Annotated in this window: 18 protein-coding genes and 2 pseudogenes; 14 read left to right on the plus strand and 6 right to left on the minus strand. The window is 56.0% G+C overall.

Annotation, left to right across the window (positions count from 1 at the left end; all coding sequences use genetic code 11):
* Positions 1–84: 84 nt before the first annotated feature.
* A complete protein-coding gene (locus AC2FEE_RS13370; protein WP_496865821.1) occupies positions 85–1041 on the plus strand; it encodes a homocysteine S-methyltransferase family protein in 957 nt (318 codons plus the stop codon).
* Positions 1042–1179: 138 nt separating this feature from the next.
* Entirely contained in the window at positions 1180–1458 is a 279-nt protein-coding gene (locus AC2FEE_RS13375; RefSeq protein WP_496865822.1) for a hypothetical protein, read from the plus strand.
* A gap of 256 nt (positions 1459–1714) precedes the next feature.
* Here AC2FEE_RS13375 and AC2FEE_RS13380 read toward each other — a convergent pair whose 3' ends face one another.
* The gene (locus AC2FEE_RS13380) at positions 1715–2596 is read right to left on the minus strand and encodes a LysR family transcriptional regulator (protein ID WP_496865823.1); all 882 of its coding nucleotides are present in this window, start codon (positions 2594–2596) and stop codon (positions 1715–1717) included.
* 95 nt (positions 2597–2691) lie between these two features.
* On the opposite strand from AC2FEE_RS13380, the gene acdA reads away from it, so the two are divergent.
* The 6 genes and pseudogenes from acdA to AC2FEE_RS13410 all read left to right on the plus strand — a co-directional run bounded on the left by acdA (position 2692) and on the right by AC2FEE_RS13410 (position 11421).
* Positions 2692–3909, plus strand: coding sequence for a 3-sulfinopropanoyl-CoA desulfinase (gene acdA, locus AC2FEE_RS13385; RefSeq protein ID WP_496865824.1), 1218 nt, complete (start codon positions 2692–2694; stop codon positions 3907–3909).
* 8 nt (positions 3910–3917) lie between these two features.
* On the plus strand, positions 3918–5540 hold the full coding sequence (locus tag AC2FEE_RS13390) for a thiamine pyrophosphate-binding protein (protein WP_496865825.1): 1623 nt from the start codon (positions 3918–3920) through the stop codon (positions 5538–5540).
* A 377-nt stretch (positions 5541–5917) separates the two neighbouring features.
* Positions 5918–6481, plus strand: a pseudogene (locus AC2FEE_RS13395) (aminotransferase class I/II-fold pyridoxal phosphate-dependent enzyme).
* A 326-nt stretch (positions 6482–6807) separates the two neighbouring features.
* Positions 6808–6953 (plus strand): annotated as a pseudogene (locus AC2FEE_RS13400) (IS6 family transposase); the annotation flags it as partial.
* A 221-nt stretch (positions 6954–7174) separates the two neighbouring features.
* Positions 7175–8098, plus strand: coding sequence for an SMP-30/gluconolactonase/LRE family protein (locus AC2FEE_RS13405; protein WP_496865826.1), 924 nt, complete (start codon positions 7175–7177; stop codon positions 8096–8098).
* Between the two features lie 197 nt (positions 8099–8295).
* Positions 8296–11421, plus strand: a complete 3126-nt coding sequence (locus tag AC2FEE_RS13410) for an ATP-binding protein (RefSeq protein ID WP_496865827.1) — start codon at positions 8296–8298, stop codon at positions 11419–11421.
* On the opposite strand, the gene AC2FEE_RS13415 is transcribed toward AC2FEE_RS13410, so the two are convergent.
* The 5 genes from AC2FEE_RS13415 to AC2FEE_RS13435 all read right to left on the minus strand — a co-directional run bounded on the left by AC2FEE_RS13415 (position 11418) and on the right by AC2FEE_RS13435 (position 17030).
* Positions 11418–12815 (minus strand): Dyp-type peroxidase, encoded by a 1398-nt coding sequence (locus AC2FEE_RS13415; RefSeq protein ID WP_496865828.1) that lies wholly within the window; start codon positions 12813–12815, stop codon positions 11418–11420. The two genes, AC2FEE_RS13410 and AC2FEE_RS13415, sit on opposite strands and share 4 nt — an antisense overlap.
* Entirely contained in the window at positions 12812–13528 is a 717-nt protein-coding gene (locus AC2FEE_RS13420; protein WP_496865829.1) for a hypothetical protein, read from the minus strand. Before AC2FEE_RS13420 ends, AC2FEE_RS13415 begins: the two co-directional genes overlap by 4 nt.
* 3 nt (positions 13529–13531) lie before the next feature.
* The gene (locus AC2FEE_RS13425) at positions 13532–14545 is read right to left on the minus strand and encodes a catalase (RefSeq protein WP_496865830.1); all 1014 of its coding nucleotides are present in this window, start codon (positions 14543–14545) and stop codon (positions 13532–13534) included.
* A 133-nt stretch (positions 14546–14678) separates the two neighbouring features.
* A complete protein-coding gene (locus tag AC2FEE_RS13430) occupies positions 14679–15728 on the minus strand; it encodes a patatin-like phospholipase family protein (protein ID WP_496865831.1) in 1050 nt (349 codons plus the stop codon).
* A gap of 369 nt (positions 15729–16097) precedes the next feature.
* Entirely contained in the window at positions 16098–17030 is a 933-nt protein-coding gene (locus tag AC2FEE_RS13435; protein WP_496865832.1) for a LysR family transcriptional regulator, read from the minus strand.
* 155 nt (positions 17031–17185) lie between these two features.
* Between AC2FEE_RS13435 and AC2FEE_RS13440 the strand changes: the two genes are divergently transcribed.
* The 6 genes from AC2FEE_RS13440 (at position 17186) to AC2FEE_RS13465 (ending at position 22531) form a co-directional block, all read left to right on the plus strand.
* Positions 17186–18202, plus strand: a complete 1017-nt coding sequence (locus tag AC2FEE_RS13440) for a TRAP transporter substrate-binding protein (RefSeq protein ID WP_496865833.1) — start codon at positions 17186–17188, stop codon at positions 18200–18202.
* A gap of 67 nt (positions 18203–18269) precedes the next feature.
* On the plus strand, positions 18270–18806 hold the full coding sequence (locus AC2FEE_RS13445; RefSeq protein WP_496865834.1) for a TRAP transporter small permease: 537 nt from the start codon (positions 18270–18272) through the stop codon (positions 18804–18806).
* 17 nt (positions 18807–18823) lie between these two features.
* Entirely contained in the window at positions 18824–20164 is a 1341-nt protein-coding gene (locus AC2FEE_RS13450) for a TRAP transporter large permease (protein ID WP_496865835.1), read from the plus strand.
* A gap of 18 nt (positions 20165–20182) precedes the next feature.
* On the plus strand, positions 20183–20677 hold the full coding sequence (locus AC2FEE_RS13455; RefSeq protein ID WP_496865836.1) for a universal stress protein: 495 nt from the start codon (positions 20183–20185) through the stop codon (positions 20675–20677).
* 26 nt (positions 20678–20703) lie between these two features.
* The gene (locus AC2FEE_RS13460) at positions 20704–21090 is read left to right on the plus strand and encodes a nuclear transport factor 2 family protein (RefSeq protein ID WP_496865837.1); all 387 of its coding nucleotides are present in this window, start codon (positions 20704–20706) and stop codon (positions 21088–21090) included.
* Positions 21091–21127: 37 nt separating this feature from the next.
* Complete coding sequence (locus AC2FEE_RS13465; protein WP_496865838.1) at positions 21128–22531, plus strand: NAD(P)/FAD-dependent oxidoreductase; 1404 nt, start codon at positions 21128–21130, stop codon at positions 22529–22531.
* The last annotated feature ends 109 nt before the right edge of the window (positions 22532–22640 follow it).

Here is a 22640-nt window from a genome sequence, read left to right on the forward strand (position 1 = left end):
GTTCAAGGTTCGAGCCCGGGCCGCTGCTATTCCCGTTTCATCCGTAACGGCCCCGGTGAGGGAGCCAGAAACAGGAGAATAGCAATGAAGTATCGCAATGCACTGCCGCAGTTGAACGGCACTCGGATGGTGGCTGATGGTGGCCTTGAAACCACTCTGGTCTTTCACGACGGGATCGATCTGCCGCTGTTTGCAGCCTTCAAAGCGCTGGAAAGCCAGGAAGGAATCGACGCCATTGACAGGTATATGCGCGGTTTCGCTCGGCTGGCCGTAAACCATCGTCGTGGGTTCATAATGGACACCCCGACCTGGCGCGCCAGCCCCCGCTGGGCGGCTGAATTGGGAGTGGACCGTGATCAGCTGAAAGAGGTTCACCGGGAGGTTATCGCAACGCTGGTGAGGATGCGGGCGGGCCATGAAACTCAGGACTCTCCTTTTGTAATCAATGGAGTGATCGGGCCGCACAGCGACGGTTACGCCCCTACGGAAATAATGAACGTATCCGAAGCCGAAGCCTATCATCAGACTCAGGTTAACTGGTTCGCTGAGATGGGGGCAGACATGGTTTCAGCGATCACTATGACCTATGTCGACGAGGCGATCGGCATCGTGCGCGCCGCGCAAACTTCGGATATACCGGTGGTGATCTCGTTCACGGTGGAAACCGACGGCCGGCTGCCTTCGGGTCAGGACCTGCGCTCTGCCATTGAACAGGTTGACAGAGCCTCAGGAAGCACTGCGGCGTACTTCATGATCAACTGTGCGCATCCCGATCATTTCCGCTCTGTTCTGGAACAAGGCGGCGATTGGACGAAGCGGATCATGGGTGTGCGGGCCAACGCGTCGCGCCTGTCTCATGCTGAGCTGGACGAAGCTGAGGAGTTGGATGATGGAAATCCGCAGGAGTTCGGCGAGCTGCACCAGCAGCTTGCACAACTTCTACCCAACTTGACCGTCATTGGTGGGTGCTGCGGCACCGACCATCGCCATGTCGAGCATGTTTGCAAGGCAGCACAGCAACCAACCGTTGTAACCGTCTGACCAAGTTTTTTGTTCAAAAACCCCGGACCGCAAAAGCAGGCAGTCATCGCGATTGTACGAAGATTCCGCAGAGCTTGGCTGCCTGACGGTCCCGGCAAAACCGGCGCTATCGCGCCGAAGATAGGAGTTAAAAAGACAATGGAACGTAATTCTTATTCCTGCCGACGCAGTGTTTTGTTTCAACCGATTAGTGCTAGAGCAGCAAATGGAAGAAGTAAGCGAGGCGGTTCCCTTGTCACGGTATTCGCCAGCCTGTTTTCACATATTTATAGCGCTACAATTCGTAAATATCGCTTAAAGCGGGACCTCCGGCATGTGTCCCAGCTTGATAAACGTATGCTGATTGACATTGGTCTGGACCCGGAATTCTACCGCCAGGATTTGCGTTATGGACGTGATGCAAGCTGGCGGTTTTGATCTTAAGTGTAACGAACGCGTCTAAAGGGAACGCTTACCCAATGGCCCAAGGTGTGCTCGGCAAATTCCGAGCACACCAAATCTCAGGAGCCATGCCAAGAATGAGATTTGTTGCAAACTTTAGACCGTTGACCTTCTTAGCTTTAACGCCTGTCTGACGAGGGGCGTTATCCAGTTGAAGGTTGAGCTATGGTTTCTTTCGAAGCTGCTTTTAAATTCTCAGCGTTTCAGCCGAGGCAGTTAGCGTTAGAAAGGCCTATCTTATTCGCTGAGCCTCATCGGCCGAAAACAACGCCGCGAGTGCCGCTTCCCTTCCAGCCAGTGTCCCCTCGCGGACGGTGGCAAGAACAAGTTTTCTGACCGACGCCTGAGGATGACGGATGGTTTTGACGTCGGCAGACCGATACCGAACAACATCAGGGGTGGGCAGAAGCGTAAAACCCAAACCCGCCGAGACACACTCCATGATCGCTTCAAGGTTATCTAGGACGATCGTCTCGGAACTCTTTGGTCTTTCGTGCTTCAGCATCTCGCCAGCAATGAGTTTTCCGATCCCGGTGTCGGGCATGAAATGAAAGAAGGGCTGCGCGCTCAACAAACCTGCTAGGCCGTCTTTCAGTAAACTCTTGTGGGCCGCAAAGACAAAGGGTTCCTCTCGCAGCACCAATTCCGCAAGCGCGTCGGGAACACCATCGGCATCCGTGACAAGTGCGGCATCAAGCTGTCCATTCACGACCTTCTCCTGCAGTGTCTTGGACAGGCCGGTTTCAAACGCGAAGGTCGCTTGCGGCGCGTGATGCTTTGCGTTGTTCAGGAAGTCCGGCAGCAGGCGAACGGCAGCAGTTGTGACAAATCCAATTCGGAAATGTCCGACCAGAGTATCTGTCGGGCGACAGATTTCGAGAAGGCTATCTTCATGCTGCAGGAGCGGGATCGCTGCCTCGACGATGGTCCGCCCGATTGGCGTAAGTCGCGGTGGTCGCACTGAGCGGTCAAAGAGGTCAACGCCAAGCTCTGTCTCGAGCGCCTTCATCTGCATGGAAAGTGCGGACAGTGTCATGTTCTGTTGCTCGGCCGCCCTGGCAAAGGAGCCGACCTTGGAGACCCGCACAAGGGTTCTGAGAGAGCGTGTCTGCATAACTTAAGCTATGTTGTATTAGATAACCAATCTTATTTGATTGTGTTGTATTTTGGCAAGCGTATTCTGGTTAAAACGGAAGTGAGGGACACGCCATGACACATCCGCTTGTGAACGTCGCAAGAGAACTGGCCCCAGGATTTGAGAGACGCGCCGCGGAGTGGGACAAATCGCGCGCCTATTGCTGGCAAAACGTTGGTGAGTTAGCCGGTGCTGGCATCATGGGTATGTGCATTCCAAAGGAATATGGCGGGCAGGGCGCGAGCTTTCTGGAGGTGGCCATGGTGGTCGAAGAGATCGCGAAAGCCTGCACTCTGACGGCCCGCATCGTTGTCGAAGGCAACATGGGCGGCATCAGTGCGGTCATGGGGTACGGCAATGACGAGCAGAAGGCTTTTTGCGCTTCGCATGTTTTGGCAGGAGACAAACCCGCGATCTGCATAACGGAACCTGACGCGGGTAGTGCCGCGACTGAAATGCTGACCACCGCGCGCAAACGGGGCAACACATACGTCCTCAACGGGACCAAGCACTGGATTACAGGCGGTGGGGTCTCGAAGCTCCACCTGGTTTTTGCCCGCGTTCTCGATGAGATAGGCGTTGAACAGGGGATTGGCAGCTTCATTCTGTTTGCCGATCCGATGTCGGGTGACATGCCAAACGGGTTCACCGTGGTGGGCCGCGAATATACGATGGGCCTCTGCGGTATGCCCGAAGCAGAATTGCGGTTCGAGAATGTCGAGATCGACGAGAAATGGCTGGTCAAACCACCTTCGGGTCTCAAGCGCGGTTTTGCCGACCTGATGAATGCCTACAACTCGCAACGCGTCGGTGCGGGCACCATTGCCATGGGTGTCGCAGCAGGGGCGCTCGAACATGCCAAACAATATCTACTCAAGCGCGAACAATTCGGACGCCCGCTCGCGGAATTCCAGGGGCTTCAATGGATGCTCGCCGATATGGACACGCAAGTTCATGCGGCCCGGCTGCTTCTCTATGAAGCGGCGCGCTCGCGTGGTCCGAACGGCAGTTTGTATCCTGACATGACAATGACCGCGCGCGCCAAGCTCTTTGCGTCCGAGATGGCCATAAAGGTGGTCAGCGACGCACTGCAAATGTTCGGCGCACGCGGCTACTGCGATCGCGAACCTCTGGAGCGGATGTATCGCGATGTGCGCATGTTCACCATCGGTGGCGGGACCGCACAGATCCTTCGAACCCAAGTTGCCGGGAACATTCTTGGCATCAAAACACCACAAACGCGTGACGGACATGCGCGCCTTGCGGACACGGCGCGCTACGCGGCTGAATAGGGGACCCGATGAAAACTGACAAAGACCTTAGGGCCGCCGACCTCCTCGCGCGGCGGCTCTACGAGGCTGGTTGCCGGCACGCTTTTGGCATGCCCGGTGGAGAAGTGCTGACGATTATCGATGCGCTTGAAAAGGCCGGCATCACATTTGTCCTCTGCAAACATGAGAACAGTGCTGGTTTTATGGCCGAGGGGGCCCACCACATGACGGGTGCGCCGGGCATTCTGGTGGCAACGGTTGGTCCCGGTGCTGTCAATGGCGTCAATGTCGTCGCCAACGCGCAACAAGATCGCGTGCCGCTCATTGTCCTCACAGGCTGTGTCGATGCAACCAAGGCTCTGACCTACACACACCAGGTTCTGGACCATCAGGCCGTGTTCCGTCCGGTCACCAAAGCGAGCTTTATGCTGACCGCTGAAGGGGCTGATACGATAGCGGACAAAGCGGTTGCTATTGCAACTGATGGCCGGGATGGCCCGGTTCATATCGATGTGCCAATATCGGTGGCCGATGCTTGCCCTGGCCCCGTTGAGATGAGCCGTCGCTCAAAAGTGAGTGCTGTCGTTCCTGCGGAAGATGATCTCTCACTGGCCCGGTCCTGGCTGGTCTCTTCCAAGCGACCAGTCATGATCGTGGGTCTGGACGCGCTCAAAGACGATGCGAGCGCAGCCGTTCTGCGTTTTTGCGAAACGCAGAACGTTCCGGTCATCACGACCTACAAAGCGAAAGGGATCATCCCTGAAGACCATCCCCTTTGCATGGGCGGCGCCGGATTGTCGCCTAAGAACGACAGTATCCTGCTGCCGTTCGTACAGGAGGCTGATCTGATCATCTGTGCAGGCTACGACCCGATTGAAATGCGGGTCGGCTGGCGCGATGTTTGGGACGCAGAGATAGTCAAAGTGATTGATATCTCGGCCGAGCCCAACATCCATTATATGCACCAATCGAGCCTTCAATTCGTCTCGCATGTCGGGCGCACTTTGGACGCCATCTCGGAAGGGGTCGCGGCTACATCCCGCTGGTCGGACGGCAAGATCAACACGGTTCGGGAAAGCCTGACCTCGGCCTTTGCCGAGACGGAGGATTGGGGGCCGGGAACGGTCATCGACATTTGCCGCGAAGCGCTGCCAAACGACACCGTAGCAACGGTCGATTCTGGTGCGCACCGCATTCTTCTGTCGCAGAAGTGGAGCTGCTACGCCCCGAAGGGCCTGCTGCAATCGTCGGCGCTCTGTACAATGGGCTGTGCCGTCCCGCTTGCCATGGGTGCTTCGCTGATCGAGCCAGACCGTACGGTTGTATCATTTACAGGCGATGCCGGAATGCTGATGGTGGCAGGTGAAATGTCGACGGCCGCGGAACTCGGTCTGAAAACGATTTTCGTGGTCTTCGTGGACGCCAGTCTTGCCCTTATTGAGATCAAACAGCGCGGGCGGCAGCTTAAGAATGCAGGCGTTGATTTTAGCAAGCACGATTTCGCACGCTTGGCAGAAGCTTTTGGCGGTGTCGGGCTTACCGTGGGATCTGCCGTGGAGTTGAAGGCCGCTCTTGCTGCCGCACAGGACGCTGACAGTTTCGCGGTCATCGCCGCCGTGATCGATCGGGGGGCGTATGATGGGCGGATCTGACACGCGTGCGAAACGCCTGACCGCGGATGTCCTCTAAAGGATCATGGGGACGGTGGCGAAAGCCCGTAGCCTGATGGCTCATGGGAATCCAGTCATCGATCTCGGTGTTTGGGGAACCGGATATCAAAATGCCAGGCTATGTGCAGACGACCGCGATCAATGCAATTCACAACGACCGGACGAGGTAAACGGTCGTTGCAGGCACGCCAGCGTTGAGGTTCTCGGTTTGTGTTAAGCTCAGCCGCCAAAATACTCTTGGCAACGCACGGTAGAGTATCGCCGTCGCCGGCGGCGCGACGTAAGTCATCTACAACGCCTTAATGGCCTCGCCCTAAATAGGCGATAAATTGATCCTTCCAGCACCCTTATTGGTCGTCTTGCCCGCTATAGCGGATGGCACTCCCATCATCGTGCACTGCCCTCAGGAGGATAGACTTCTGCTCACGCCTGAGCGGCTCGAGAAGGCAATTACGCCCAGCACTAGATGGCTCATGTTGAATTTCCCGGACGACCCAACAGAGGGAGCCTATTCAAAAGCGCAGCTCACGGCCCTTGCCGGTGTGTTGCGCAGGCCTTCGCATGTCTGGGTTCTAGGTGACGACAATTGCCAGCATCTGATATTCGACGATCACCGCTTCGTCTCGATTCTGAATGTCGCCGGCTTGAAAACCAGAATGTAGTTGGTCAATGGCGTCTCACACGTATTTGCCATGAACGGTTGGTGGACCGGATATGGTACCGGGCCTGTGGGCCTGATTGCGGCATTGAATGCTATACAGGGCCAGAGCAGCACTTATGCCTGTTCCATATCGCAAGCGGCCACTGCCGCCGCACTGGAGAGGCCGAAAGATCTCTTTGCGGAACGTGCAGCAAGCTTCGAACAGCGCCGCGATATCGTCGTTGAGGCGCAGAATGCGATCGACGGCATGTCGTGCCCCTGACCGGAAGGCGCCCTTTACGTGTTCCCACAAATAGAGGGTCCATCGGTCAGATACCACCCGACGACGTCCTCCTGAATGACGACACCGCCGTGATCACTTGGCTGCTGGGAAACACCATCCGTTGAGTGTTTTTGGGGCTGGCTTCGCATCAATGCAGCGGAGCCCTTTGTCTCGCCAGTGCGGTCAGAGGGGTAACCAACGGTCTGTTCCACCTTCGTGCTCCCAATGCCCTAATCCCGGTAGATAAAAAGAAATCCACATCGAGGTCGTCGGAACCTCCAAGGTGTGCGTCGCGATCCTTCATGCCGGATCACGCCGTGATTTAGCAGGACCATCGTTTCACCAAAAGGCGAGAATTCGATCAGTGCTTGGCTTCAAATCCTTCATGTCTGCTGCGTCGACATCAAAAGGCATCGAAGCGGCACCGATGGTCCGCAAGGGGCAACTCGCGTCAGGAACCTGTCCCTTCAAACTATTGCTGAACTGGATGCTTGACCCGCAGGCACAGAGTGGTCTTTTCAGTGAGCAACAAGCTTCGCCACAAAACCTGTCGTCAGAGGCTTGTAAAACTCTGGTAGTACATCCAAAAATTGCAAGAGACATCGCCGAATTAGTCCATTGCCTCTGGCAGATGGGTTTCCATCGGCAGACGCCGAAGCAATCAGAGCTTCAGCGCAACCAGGGAGCTTTGGAATGGTCTTAGTATTGCAGGAGATGTGCAACGGTTTGGGTTTTCCTGAAGGCCCAGTTGCAATGAACGACGGGTCGGTTCTGTTCGTTGACATCAAGAATCAGACCCTGGCACGCCTTTCACCCGATGGTGATGTCCGCGTTGTGGCGGAGATTCCCGGCGGCCCAAACGGGGTCGCGATAGGCCCGGACGGAGCAGCCTATGTCTGCAACAATGGCGGAGTCTACAGTTTTGTACCGTTTGGTCCCGACCAGATCACCGTACCCGCCCCGATCCGGCCCAATTACAGGGGTGGGTCCGTGCACCGTGTGGATCTGAAGACCGGAGCCGTGACGCAACTGTTTGACTCGTATGACGGCAAGCGGTTGATCGCGCCCGACGATTTGGTGTTCGATAAGTCCGGCGGCTTCTGGTTCACTGACACGGGGATAGAAGATGAGGAATCCACACGTTATGGTGGTCTCTATTACGCCTCGATAGATGGCAAAACACTGATCAAAGCCGCAACGATACCCATGCCCAACGGAGTCGGCTTGTCGCCAGATGGCAATACCGTTTACGTTTCGGACACAGTTTTCGGGCGGCTTTGGGCGATGAAAATTACAGGTCTCGGCGAGGTCGAACCCGGCCCCCTCCCAGGTATGCCGGGCAATGTCGTACAGACGTTGCCGGGGTATCAGTGGCTGGACAGCCTCAAGGTTGAGCAGGATGGCCGCGTCTGCGTCGGAACCTTGTTCAATGGCGGGATCACGGTGTTCAACCTGAATGGCACCACCGAGCATGTGGAGATTCCCGATTTGTTTACCACAAATATGTGCTTCGGCGGCAAAGACATGCGTGATTTGTGGATTACGGCGTCGAGTACCGGGAAAATATACAAGGCTCGATGGCCCCGCCCTGGCCTGAAACTGGCATTCACCGCTTAACGTGCACATTTCTTAGGAAAAGACACATATGCCTGTGTCTGGCATGACACTTTCCTTGCCATTTGAGTATACCAAAATACTTTTTCGCCCACAAACTCTGGCGGGGAGGGATCGGGTGTTGTAAACCCTTTGCTCACATGGGGGATATGACGGAAATACCATCGCGAATACCGACGGATCCGGGGCAGCGACGCCAGGTGTCTGTCCTGTTTGCCGATATGGTCGGCTATACCGCCATCGTTGCCCGTCTGGATGAAGAAAAAGCGCTCGAATTCGTGCGCAAAGTCTACGACACGCTGTCCCGTGCGGTCGAAGAAAACGGCGGCGCGGTGCGCGATTTTGCTGGCGACAGCATAATGGCATTGTTTGGTATCCCCGACGCGCTTGAAGACCCGGCCTTGCGAGCCTGCCGCGCAGCGTTGTCGATCCACGCTGCCTTCGCTTCTGCCGCAACAGATTTTGACAAACGCTTTGGTGTGCGCCCGGAAATGCGGGTTGGTGTCAGCTCAGGCAATGTCCTGATGGCAACGGTTCAAGGGGAAACCGGACCGACGACGGCGGTGGGCAGTACGGTGAATCTGGCAGCACGTCTTGAAAACCTTGCGCCACCCGGGGGCAGCCTGCTGTGCGACACCACTCGCGATCTGGTCGAATGGGTTTCTGATCTCAACTATTTCGGCGAACACACGATCAAGGGCCTGTCCGCGCCGCAGAAAATCTGGCAACTGAAAGCTGTCCGCGAAGGCGCGACGCGCTTTGACGCGTCAGTCGCGCAAGGGTTGAGCAGTTATGTCGGTCGGATGGGTGAACTGGATGCAATGTCCACGGCTTTGCTAAGGTCAAAATCCGAGCGTTCGGTTGTTGATCTGGTAGCAGAGCCGGGCTTGGGTAAGACCCGCCTTGTCTACGAGTTTATTCGACGTGTCCAGAACGACGAAGTTACCGCTCTTACAGGGAATTGCTATGCCGACGGTCAACAGACGCCGTTCCTGCCATTTTTGGAAATCGTCCGGAAGTCGTTTCACATCAGCGATAGGAACAATCCGCTGCGCGTTCAGTTGAAACTGGAAACGGGTCTGGCGAAGTACGGGCTGTATTCCCAGCAAAACCTTGGCCTGATGATGAACCTTCTCGGGCTCAAGTCACCCGAAGGGTCTTTGGATGGTCTCGACGGTGTTCTGATTGGCTTGCGGATTCGCGAGTTGCTGACTGTTTTGCTCAAGAAGAAATGCGCGTCAGATCGGGTCATTCTAGTGATCGAAGATAGCCATTGGATCGACAGCGCCTCGGAAGATCTGATGGCGATCCTGCTTGAAGATCCTGAAATTTCGAACCTGCTGGTCATTCAAACGCGGCGGCCGGAATATGCGCCGAAATGGCTTGGTAAAAGTGGCGTGACGACCGTTGCGTTGAGGCCATTGCCTGTTGCAGACTTTGAGGATCTGGTTCAAAGCCGTCTTGGTGTGTCCGAACTACCGAACGGTTTGGCCGAACAGCTGACCGAACGCGCCGGAGGCAACCCGCTGTTCGGCGAAGAGATTCTGAGCTTTCTACTTGATCAGGGCACTTTGCGTGTCGATGAGGGCACCGCCTCTTTTGACGCGGATATCAATGACAGCGGACTGCCCCTTACAATGCGCAGCCTGCTGACGACCAGAATTGAACGTCTCACGCCCGAGGACCGCGAAGTCTTGCAGGCCGCCGCCGTTATCGGGCGCCGCTTTGATCCCGGTCTGCTGGCCCAAATAGTCGCGAATACCGATGAAATTGGCACAACACTGCAACGACTTCAGACGCAGGATGTCCTATATCGCGAGACGAGCTCTTCAGACTACGTTTTCAAACACGTTCTGCTGCGGGACTCGGTGTACCAGAGTCTTATTCTGTCACGACGATCCGAGTTGCACTTGGCGATCGCCGACGCGCTGGTTTTGCGCAATGCAAACCGGGTGCAGGAAGTGGCTGAAACGCTGGCCTTCCATTATGGGCAAACCAACCGTACCGATCAGGCGTTTCGCTATAGTTCCATGGCCGGAGACAAAAGCTTAGGGGTGTATTCACTGGACGAAGCCAACCGGTTCTTTGTCGCGGCGCTGGAGCTGTATCAAAGTGATCCCGATTGTGCTTCGGATGAACAGTTTGCCGCCTTCATGGCCAGCTTTGCACTCTGTTCCAACATCTCGTTACGAGTCAAAACGATTATCGAACTGGCCGGCGCGGTACGACCGATCCTGCAAAAGGTAGGGGACAGTCAGCACCACGCCCTGTTCCTGCACCATTATGTGTCGTGCTTGGTGTGCAATGGGAAGTATCGAGAAGCACATTGGGTGCAGCAGGAATTGACTGAAATGGCTCAGCGCCTGAGGGATCCTTCCTCCAGAGCCTATGCCATGGTCAACGAACTGTCGGTTTCGATCTACCATTCTCCGATCCCGAATGAGCGGTTTGAGATCAAAAAGCGCGAGATCGAGACCGTTCTGGAACAAATCGACGATGCTTATATCCACAACTTCTTTCTGGCGACAGTTGGCTGGAACGAATTGACCCGTGGCCGCGTGGCAAAGGCGCACGCGGCATCGGATCGGATGATTGCACTTGGCAAGTCCAAGAACGATCCGCGGGCGCTGGGATATGGAACCGCTATGAAAGCGTTGATCGCAATGGTCACAGATGACCATGAACTGGCACTGGCGATGGCCGAAAAGGCGCGGCAGGAATCAAAGGTTGAGTTCGAGAATGCCATTGCCGAGGCGGCCCGCGTTGCCGCTATGATCCCGCTGGAAAAACCCGGTGCGATTGAAACCGTTCAAAAGCACATCAAGGACTGCGATGAAAAAGGTTGGACATTGTTTACCTTCGGGCCTGCGACAATGCTGGGCGTGGCTTATGCTCTGAATGGTCAGGTCGCCGCCGGACTGCGGCAAGTCGAATGGGCCATTCAGAAACGTACAGATGAGCGCACTCAGGTTTCGGCAGACTGGGCGCGGTTGTTCCTGTGCGAGATGTATCTGGCCATTTTGACCGGAGAGGGCGGCGGTTCAATCGGCGTTCTGATCAGGAACTTCCGCTCGATCATCTGGGTCATGCTGTTTGGCAGAAAGCGGTTGATTTCGATGATCGAACAGGTGCGCAGTAACCCGCAGTTCGACAAAAATGGCCATTACATCGCGCGCTGTGACATGATCATGGGGCTGCTCTACAAGGCAAAGAAAAAGAAACCACAGGCCAGGGATTACCTGACCAAAGCGCGTGTTGTTGTCGAATCCGCCGGGCGGTCACCGATGCTGAAGCGGATTGATACCGCGCTGGCGGAACTTGCCTAATCCGTCAAGTCAGACAGGTATCTGATCGCAGTCAGGCTGGGCAGGAACGTGTAAGCACCACCGCGCGTTTGGATCAGGCGTGGGAAACCCTTCAGACGGATTGTGTCTCCGTCCGGCACTGTCATGTCGAACCAGCTGGTTTCCGGTGTGTTGGCACCCAGTAAGGGATCGTTCGCACCTGTAACCCGTGGGTCCTGGAGGCCCAGATTAATCCAGTCGCACATCACCGCCTCGAACTGTGCACCGATATTGGCGCCGATGAAACTGCCAAGCAGGCCGCGTTCTTCAGTATCGGGGTTTTGAGGGTCGAAATCCGGGCCATAGGACATGCCCCTTCGCACCAGTCGACGCGTATAATTCGCGATGCGCTGAACGATCGGACCGCCCCGAGGATTGCCGCGCCGCAGGTGCGACCCTGCCGGACAGCGCGAGCCGTGCGTGTAATCAAAATTGGTCAGTGACACCGCGTTCTTGGGCCACTGGGCATCTGGCGACAGCTCATAGGGCACGCCATTGCGCCAGCGCCCACACATCTGCGCGGCGACCACTTCGCGCAGTGCACCGTGCATGTCCAATCCTTCACCTATGCGCTCCAGGTTATTGGGGTCCGCCAGCTGGTCGCGTTTGGGGTGCCGCATCAGAGCTTCGGCAGCCTGATCGAGATACGCTTCGAATCCGGCGGCATCCTGCGCCAGAATCCGAAACGCGTTGAACGATCCGTTGAACCCAAGCGCATGGGGCGACGGGACGCGGAACAGAACGCCCTCCTGTTTCGTTGGATAGCCAAGCAGCGCAGTGCCGAGCGGGTCGATGGGCTCGTCCACGCCTTCCTGATCGGGGTCATAGACCTGTTCGAAACGTGGCTGAGAGATCCCGTCGACATAGCCAAAAAACACCTTACCCTCGGGCAGGTTTCGCCCATTGCGTACGCCCAGAATGTTGAAGGCTCCCGCGACCTGCTGTTCGACGGTATCGAGATGCTCGGGAACATCCGAATGCACCGATGCTATCAAATGTATGCGGTCCGGCTGGTCAAAAGGGGTGGGCCAGTTCTCGGGCCCGCTGTCCCCGAAATCCCCCAGTTTCATCGCCCGCTGCGTCATGCCTTGAACGAACTCGGTCGGGAAGGTTGTCAAATGGTCGGGTGGCGTGCCCAAAGCCAGCAGCCCCTCATAGGTGATGCCGATATTGAAGCAGAAGGGCGGCCTGACCTCCCACAACGCGCCGCGGGTGATTTCGGGTACCGTGTCGCTGCCTCCGTCGACCGCAGCGGCCAGAAACCGACGTGCGGCCGTGCGGTCGGTAACTTCGAGGATCAGATGGCGCACCAAATCGCGGCGATATCCGCGCAGAATGTTGCCCTGAATGTCGGCGAGATCGAGTTTTGTAGTCACCAGCCCTGTCCAAATTTTTGGCGCACCTGCGCGGCTGAAATCCCGGGGTAAGCGCGATAGCCACCCCCCAGTGAGATATTGCGATTGGCGTGTAGTTGCAGAACAAACTCTCGTGGCAGGGTTTCCAGCCTATGTGGCGGTTCGTTCGGCGGCAGCCCCTTGGCCGCATCCTGCAGGCCGAACAGGTCGGTCGGGAAGTCGTTCGCCTGAAACAGGTCATGCGCGTGAACCCAGTCGATAAATTCCTCGACGTTGCGCTCGGTCGGGATCAGGTGTTCGGCACCGTCTACCAGCGAGATGACGTCATTGAAGACACTGCCGATGGTGGTGATGAAATCACGGATGTAATTGCTGAAATCCCCGTCATAGACCGAGATCATGCAGATGTTGTTGTCGATCAGCAGAAATCGCGCGAAGTGCACCGTGCCGACATTGTCGAGCCCGGCAAAAATCTCGTCAACATTCTGGGCAACAGCCAATGTTGCCCGCGCACGCCCAGCCGGTGACGGATCTTTCAGCGGCATGATCAGGTTCATCATCCGCTGTACGTTCTCGCTGGGCTGGGGCGAGGGGCGCGGACCACCGGGAAGTTTCGGCTTAGGATCACGCCAGTGCCAGTAAGGCACCACGATGTAACGCGATAGGAACTTAAACCATCCGCGCTCGGGCAGGCTGTTGACGTAACTGTTGAACCAGCCGTTCTGGCGTGTCATGACCTAATTCTCCGAGAACGGGCAGGGCGAGCCGCCGCGCCATCCGCTTGATATTTTGTAAGAGGCAATGCGTACCTTCAGGACCGGGTCATCCGACGCCTCAATCCCATTGGTCAGCAGGCCCGGATTAAAGCTGAGCTTTTCGCAGTCTGCGATCTGGTCCTCTGGCACCGTGTCCAGTGTCAGCGTGCCCATCATGATCCGTTTGCGATGCGGCGGCCAGGGGCGGGACGAATTGTTGAAATCGTCGCCCACCTCGCCAATCATCATCATAAGCGAAAACCGCGCGGGTTCTCTGGCCAGGCGGTCTTTCAGTTCGGCCCGCAGATAATCATCGACCGGTGCTTTGCTAGGGTCGGTTCCAAGAACGCCCGCTATAGGCTGCCACGAAAATCGCACCCAGCGACGTGTATTGTCAGCGCCGGTGACGACGAACGTATGCACGGCGTGATACGCCGCCCTAACATAGCTGGTCGGCGCGCCGATCTGGGCGGCCTGCAGGATACCCAATTGGGAATAAGCGTTCTGGTTGGCGAATTCGATGGCACCGTCATCCGGGCTGATGGTTTCGCCGGGGTACGGGTCGCGCTTGGGCAGGATCAGTTGCAGGTAGTTGCAAATCTTTCGCCAGGGCGACTCCGCCGTGTACAATCTTGGTTTTGCGGCTTCTGCGAAATCCAGAAAGGTCTCGGGTGTTGGAGCGAAAAACTCGGGCAGGGTCATTGCGATCAGATCGGTATCAGTGCCATCGCCCAGATGAAATCGGACCGCCATGCCGCGCACGTCGGACCAGCCGTCATGCACCGCAGCGCATCCTGATCCGTTCGAGAACCGTACGATCACATCCGTCTTTTCTGCACGGAAGTGGTCAGCGATACAGTAATTGCGAGCGATCGGTGAGGGTTCGAAACTCCCCGTCGCACTGATTCCAATGCTGTGTACCGGGCGCAGAGCCGTATCGCCATCCGGGCGCCGTAATACCGCAACCAGCTTCTCGGCAATGCCGGGATCGCTCATACCTCTCCCCTTTTCAGTCGTTGAAACCCGCTGAAAATATCGCGTTAACCATAAATGCTAAGCTTTCAAAGGCAACAAAAACAGCGCAGTGGCGGTGGTGAAACTGCAGTACGCTTTCCATTGGTACACAGAGTCACCACTTTTGCAGCATTTCGACGGCGTTCGCCCAGTATTTGCTCTGCTTGCTGGCCTGGAAAGCTTTGTCCATCAACTTGTAGGACTCGGGTTTGTGCGTCGCCAGACCGACGATCTTTGGTAGCGGTGGATTGATCCTCACAAGTCGGTTCTTCAAAACCATGCGCGCCATCCAGTACTGATTTTCCGCTGAGGTGGTAAGAAGCAATTCAATCAACGCGCCTTTGGGCGCCCCCGAAGTTACCCCGAACCATTTCAACAGGCCCCAGTCATCGGGGTTCTTGATCATTTCTTCGGAAATGTCCGTCGGTTGCTGTCCTGTGCCGATTGACAGCGCTTCGATATCCGTAACCCCCTTTGCCCGATCAGCGGCGATGGCGACGTTGATCCCATTCATCACCGGGTTGTTGGCAAAGGTTCCACCATCGGCGAAATAGCCGAAATCAACACCGTCGGCCATGATCAGATGCGGCGGGAAATAAGACGGGGCAGCGGAACTTGCCATTGCGACGTCTAGTAGTTTGACCGTTGTCATATCAAGCCAGGCCTCATGTTCAAGGTTCTGGTTTGTGATTGTAAATGGCGACCAGCCGATCTTGTCGCTGCGATGCAGGCAAACCGTATTGACGGCCAGAACCAGATCTGACGAAAGCGACCCGATGGTTCGGTCCCCGACAAGCGAAAGACCAATGCGTTCAAGCCCCGAAGCGTGGTATTGCGACGCCATAATGCCTGGGCCGCCGCCAAGCTTGAACCGCCGCAGGATTGTATCGAGCGCTTTGTTCAGAACACCGCGTTCGTTCTCCTGAAAAATCAGGTCAGCGTCGCCTCGGTAATGCGCGGCCAACTCACAGACTAAAGCAGCCATATCCTTGCCTTGCGTCCGGCCATCCGCCAGTGCCACAGCAATTAGACCGCCGGTTGATGTGCCCGCGAAACCGTCCGCCTTATCCAGAAATCCGGTTTCTTCGTGAAGGCTTTGCAGGATCAGGCAGGTCAGGTATCCCCGTATCCCTCCGCCATCGCAGGAAACCAACTTAAATGCCATTGGATGTGCCTCGTATTCTTGCCTGCAGCCTGGCCCCGGTCAGAGCCGAGTGCCGGTTTTTTGTTCTTTTGACGCTGAACAAGGGGAAAAACAAGCTCAGCGTTAGAAGGCGTATAGCCCGAAAACACTTGGGCCAGCAGGGATTAATCTGAGGTTTTGCCGGCCTTATCGCAAATTTTACTGAAGGAATCTGTTGCGAAGTTTTGAGCGCGCCGCGTCATTTCTGTGGTCAGTATCGCACGTAAACAGCCAGATCGCCGAATTGTTTGAAAGGACAGGTATCGGGTGTGATCGACCCTAGTAAACACCTCACCGATCTGGCCGTCTAGTTTCGATTCGACCGATGAAGCGATGCCGGTGCGGCTAAAACTATGCATCAGACCCGTTGTCGTGTTGTTGGCCTAAAACACTCATAAAAAGTTTGGTGATGCGGGTTGGTGCTGGTTGCCTTCGGGTCACAGCCGCAAAACGCGTCCGATACTGCGTTTTGCTCGGTAAAACTTTCTTCATCAGGTTCTGGTCGACAAATTGCTGCGCAAGATGGTCTGGCAAAAAACCAAGATACCTGCCGGAAAGGATCAAAATAGCGAGAGCCTGTTCATTTTGAACCTTTGCCGCGCGTCTTAAGCCCAATTGCTGACCAACGATGAGATTTGGGGAATTCACGCTGAGGCCTGCATAGTTGTACTTTCGCAGGTCGTCCGTGCTGAGATCGACTTCTGAACGGTCAAACAATGGGTGTTCGTTCCCGCAATACAGAAACATGTCCTCACCATAAAGCGGAACATAATCAAGGCTGGCGGAGGGGCGGTGCAACGCGATGATCCCGATATCCAGATGCCCGGTAATGACCATCGTTTCGATAACGTTAGGTGGTTGCATCGATAGTTCGATTTGAACGGTGGGCGCGGCTTCGTTGAATTTATGAATCGAGCGGGCCAGCCGCGCCTCTGGGTTTGAGGTGCATTGGTCGAACAGCGCCACCCGAATTGTACCAGCCAATTGTTCCTTGATTTCGTTCACTTCGGTTCGAAACTGCGAGACGGATATCAGTAAGTCTTCGGCAGCGCGCAGCACTTTTTCGCCGTCTTCGGTCAGCGAGAAACCAGAAGGCCCACGGTTGCAGAGTTTCAAATCCAGGCGCAGTTCAAGATCCGAAATATGTTTAGAGATGGTCGATTTGCCAATGTTCAACTCAACTTCGGCGGCCGAAAGCCCACCGCTTTCAACAACGGTTTTGAATATCCGCAACAGCCGTATGTCGGCGTCGCCTATTCGAGTGGAAAGCGTGTCGAGTTTCATTTTGTAAGTTCGATATATGTGAAACCTATCGCGCAAAGTTTAACAACGAAGAAACACTTTGCGCAAGCTAGTCTTGCCGCGTCGAGGTAGAATCGGACTGGCCAACTCTCCCCTGGTCAGCGCGCACCTCGAAATCTGAAAATGGGAGGTAATCCATGTCATTTATCAAAAAGCTTGGCACCATCACCGCTGCAGTATCCGTAGCGGCACTGATGGCCGCAGGCGCAGCCGACGCGAAAAACTTCAAAATTGCGGTCGGTGACAGTGCAGGCAGCGCACAGGAAGCTCTTGGAATTGCATTTGTTAAAGCGCTCGAGGAGAAATCGGGTGGCGAGCATACTGCAACCCTGTTCCTGAACGGTCAGCTGGGCTCTGAACAGGACACTGTCAACGAAGCAGCCATCGGCACGCTGGATATGTCGCTGCTGGCGATTAACAACATCACACCCTTCTCGCCTTCGGTGGGCGTATTCACGCTGCCTTACGTGATCCTCAGCCTGGAAGACGCTGAGAAGCTGACTCAGGGTCCAATCGGTCAGGAACTGGTTGAAAACACGATCCGCGATGCGGGCGTGCGCATCATTGGCTGGACCTATACCGGTTTCCGCCGTCTGACCAACTCGAAAAAGCCGGTCAGCTCAGTTGCCGACCTGCAGGATCTGATCATCCGCGTTCCCAAGAACGAGATCATGATCGAAACCTACAAGTCCTGGGGCATCAACCCGACCCCGATGGCATGGTCAGAGACTTTCACCGGTCTGCAGACCAAGGTTGTCGACGGCCAGGACAACCCATACCTGACCATCAACGCAATGAAGTTCTACGAGGTACAGAACCACGTAACCAATCTGCGTTACATTTTCTCGATCGAACCGCTGATCATTTCCGAAGCTGTCTTCCAGGATCTGTCCGAAGAAGAACAACAGATGATCTTGGAAGCAGGACAAGAGGCAACTCTGACCTCGGCTCAGTTCCTTCGTGATTCAGAAACGGCCATCAAAGAAGAGCTGACCGCCAAGGGCATGGAAATCATCGATCCTGAAAACGACGAAGCCGAGTTCATTGAATTGGCAACCGGTGCCGTATGGCCGCAGTTCTACGACTCCATCGGTGGCGTCGACAAACTGAACGCTGTTCTCGAAGCCATCGGCCGCGACCCGGTCCAACAGTAATCGCCGTAGAGCGATACAGGGAAGAGCGCTACGGCGCTCTTCTCATCTCAGGGAGGAGGGAACCCACATGTTCTGGAAATTTCTGGACAATATAGAAAGCGTTATATGCCGGGTTTTATTATCCGGTTTCGTCTGCCTTTTGTTCGTGCAGATCGTCGCGCGCGAAGTCTTCGGCTTTTCGATCAGCTGGATTGAGGAACTCTCGGTCTACATGTTTGTCTGGTTCGTCTATTTCGGCGCCAGTTACGCTGCTTTGAAGGGCGCACATAACCGAGTGACATTCCAGTTCAAGTTTCTGCCCGATGGCGCGATCAAATACATCGAGGCTTTTGCCGATCTCTTCTGGCTCTTCTTCAATGTCTACTTCCTGTATCTGTCAACGGACTTTGTCTTCAACAAGATGAACAAGTTCTGGAAGTCTCAGACTTTGGGCATCGAGATGAAGTACATCTACATGGTGCTTCCCATTGCCTTTGCGCTGATGACCTTCCGCGTCATTCAGGTGAACTACCGCCGCCTGATCAAAGGGGAAGAAATCCACGACCCCGATCAGATCGACCTCGACGAAATCAAAGCTGCCACTGAAGCAGCCAAGAACGACTAAGGCAGGGAGGAAACGTCATGGAATCCGAAATCGTCACAATCCTATTTGGATCGTTTCTTATTCTGCTGCTCATCGGCGCACCGATCACGGTTGCTCTGGGTGTGGCTTCGCTATTTTCGTTCCTGTATCTGGGCGAAAATCCCATCAAATTTGTGCAGATTGCCTTTACCTCGGTGGGCGCATTCCCTCTGATGGCCCTGCCAGCCTTTATCCTTGCCGGGGCCTTGATGGAGGCCGCCGGTATCTCAAAACGGCTGATAAATGTCGCTGAAAGTCTCGCCGGTCCCTTTACCGGTGGCATCTCGGCGGCAACTGTCATGGCCTGTCTGTTTTTCGGCGCCATTTCGGGTTCAGGCCCGGCAACGACCGCGGCGGTGGGGATGTTGATGATCCCCGCGATGATCAACCGCGGATATGAGCGCGGCTATGCCTCAGCGATCACTGCGTCCTCTGGCGGTCTCGGGATTATTATTCCTCCCTCCATCCCGATGGTGATATTCGGCATTGCCGCGCTCGGCATGGCACCTCCTGCCGAAGCGGTCGAGAAATTCGGTACCTTCCAGTCGGTCTCGATCTCGAAACTGTTCATCGCAGGCTTTGTTCCGGCATTCCTGATCGCCACCAGCCTGCTGATCCTGAACTTTTTCATGTCGAAAAAGCGCGGCTACAAAGGCTCGGCCGAGGGTTGGTCCATCCGTAATGTTTTCTGCGAGATGTACCGTGGATTCTGGTCGTTGATGGCGCCGCTGGTGATCCTGGGTGGCATCTACACTGGTTTCTTCACCCCGACCGAGGCCGCGATTGTCGCGATCTTCTACACGCTGGTCATAGGCGTAGTGATCTACCGTGAACTGACGTGGCAGACACTTTTCCAATCCCTGGAAGCCACCACATGGTTGACCGGTCGGGTTCTGCTGATCCTATTCACCGCCACGGTGTTCGGCCGTCTGCTGGTGGAGAACCAGATCCCGGCGATCATCGCGGACTCGATGCTCAGCTTTACCGACAACCTCTATGTGATCTGGGCGCTGATCATTTTCTTCCTGCTGTTCGTCGGCATGTTCATGGAGACGCTGGCCACCATCCTGATCCTGGTCCCGGTGATGCTGCCCGTGGCCTATTCGGTGGGTATCGACCCGATCCACTTTGGTGTGGTGATGGTTTGTACGCTGGGCATCGGCTTCCAGACCCCGCCGCTGGGTGAGAACCTGTTCATCGCCTCAGGGATTTCGAACATCTCGATCGAACAGATCTCACTGCGGGCGCTGCCATTTGCAGCCGCCAATACGGCCGCGATCTTCATCATCGCCTTCTTCCCCGAGCTGTCGCTGTGGTTGCCACGGCTGCTGGGCTACTGACCCGGAAAGGATGACGACATGAAACAAATGATCACCAACATCCTGTTTGCCACCGACCTGTCGGCGAACTCTCCCCAAGCCCTGCGCCATGCTGCCAGCATCGCGCAGGCCACCGGGGCGCAGATTCACGTGCTGCACGTTAACGAGCCGCTTTCAGAAGACGCCAAAATCACGATGGAAATGTTCATCCTGAATGCGGAAACCCGTAAAACAGCGCTGTCGCGCCGCCACGAGATGGTGCGTCAGGTATTGGCAGAACGGCAGGCAAAGTTCTGGGCACGCTTCGAAGGCGATGATGCCAAGATCCGTGAACAGGTGACCTCGGTCGAGGTCACCGACGGCCACCCGGCCGAAGTGATCCTGCGCCGTTCGGTTGAGTTGGGCTGTGATCTGATCGTGCTCGGCGCGCACGACCACGGCTTTTCCCACACCTTCCTCGGCACTGTCGCCAAACGCGTTTTGCGGCGGTCCAAGATCCCGACACTGATCGTTCCAAACCGGGACGAAACCTGACAACCCCTCTGAAAAGGAAATACAATATGAGCAAGACCCTGACCGCGCAGGACCTGGCCGACACGTTCGACGCGTTCAACCGTCACGACATCGACGGTGTGATGACCCATTTTGCCGACGACTGCGTGTTCTACACCGTCGCCGGCGACGAGAAATACGGCAACAAGGTCGAAGGCGCAGAAGCCATCGCCGCCGCGTTCTCGGGCGTGTGGGCTGGCATGAAGGACGCCCATTGGGATCACCACAGCCACTTTGTCCAAGGTGATCGGGCTGTATCGGAGTGGACATTTTCCGGCACTGACGCCAACGGCATGCGGATCGAGGCCGAAGGCGCCGATCTGTTTACCGTGCGTGACGGGAAAATCATCGTGAAACAGGCGCTTCGCAAGACGCGCCCAATGTTCAAAGCCTGATCCGCCGCCCTGCGCGCAGCTTCGGAGAATAACAAGAATGGTGGACAACAGCATCCCGCGACACTGGCCGAAGGCCAGCTATGATCCCAAGTATGACCCCATCATGGATGCGGGTCCGGGTCACAATCGTGACCACGCGCCAACATACTGGATTGGCACCGCGGGCACGCCGCCCGCGGATGATGGCCCGGTGTCCAGTGACATGGATGCCGACGTCGTTGTTATCGGCTCTGGCTATACCGGCTTGTCGACCGCCATTCATCTGGCCAAGGAGCATGGCATTCAGGCCGTGGTTCTGGAGGCAAACACCGTGGCTTGGGGCTGTTCCACCCGCAATGGTGGGCAGGCCCAGATTTCCTCCGGGCGGTTGAAACGCTCGCAGTGGATCGAGCGGTGGGGCATTGACGTAGCCAAAGGCATGCACGCAGAAGTGACCGAAGCCTTTGAGCTCTTCAATGATCTGATCGCTTCGGACGATATCGACTGCGATCCGCAGCCGGGGGGGCATTATTATATTGCCCATCGGGACAAGGTGATGCCGTCGCTCAAGAAAGAGAGCAAGCTGCTGAACGATGTGTTCGGTTATGGCTCGCGCATCATTTACCGCGATGAACTGCACGAAAGCCATGTGCGTGACATGGAGGCAGCAGGCGCCATGTGGGAACCTGATGGCACCTGCATCCATGCTGGCAAACTGGCCTTCGGTTATGTCAAACTGGCCCGCCGCTTGGGCGTGAAAATCCACACTGGCAGCCCGGTGATGGGGTGGGAGACCAAAGGCGGTGTTCATCATCTGCGCACGCCAGGGGGTATTGTTCGGGCAAAGACCGTGGCTCTGGCAACCGCCGGTTACACGCCGCCCGGATTGAACAACCGGACCAAGCATCGCTTGATGCCCATCCTGTCGAACTCGATGGTCACCCGGCCCTTGACCCAGTCCGAATTGGACGAGTGTGGCATCCAGACCAAGTCGCCCCTGACCGATACCCGCACGTTACGGCACTACTATCGCCTGTTGCCGGACAACCGGATGCAGATCGGCAGCCGCAGTGCTGTGACAGGGCGGGATGCTGAAAACAACAAGCACTTGGAACTGCTGAAAAAGGGCCTTTCCCGGAAGTTCCCGGCGCTGGAAGACGTCAACCTCGACTATTCGTGGTGGGGTTGGGTCGATGTCAGCCACGACATGATGCCACGCATTTTCCAGCCAGATCCTGACCAAAGCGTGTTCTACGCGATGGGATATGGCGGCAACGGCGTGATGTATTCAGCGCAGGCCGGACGACGCATGGCGCAGTTGGTTGCTGGTAAAAAGGATCGGGCGTTTGACTTGCCGATCTTCACGTCCCCGCTGCCAAGCCATGGCTTCCTCACACCCTTCCGCCGTCTAGGTCAACGCATGGCTTATGTCGGCTACTACCTCAGAGACGAAATTCTCTAACTCACTGACGCTTCGACGACTCAAACAAGGACACACACAGATGAAAATGACGACGGAAGAGGCCTTTGTTAAGGTTCTGCAGCTTCACGGTATTGAGCATGCGTTTGGT

Source organism: Ruegeria sp. YTSC199 (assembly GCF_059609725.1).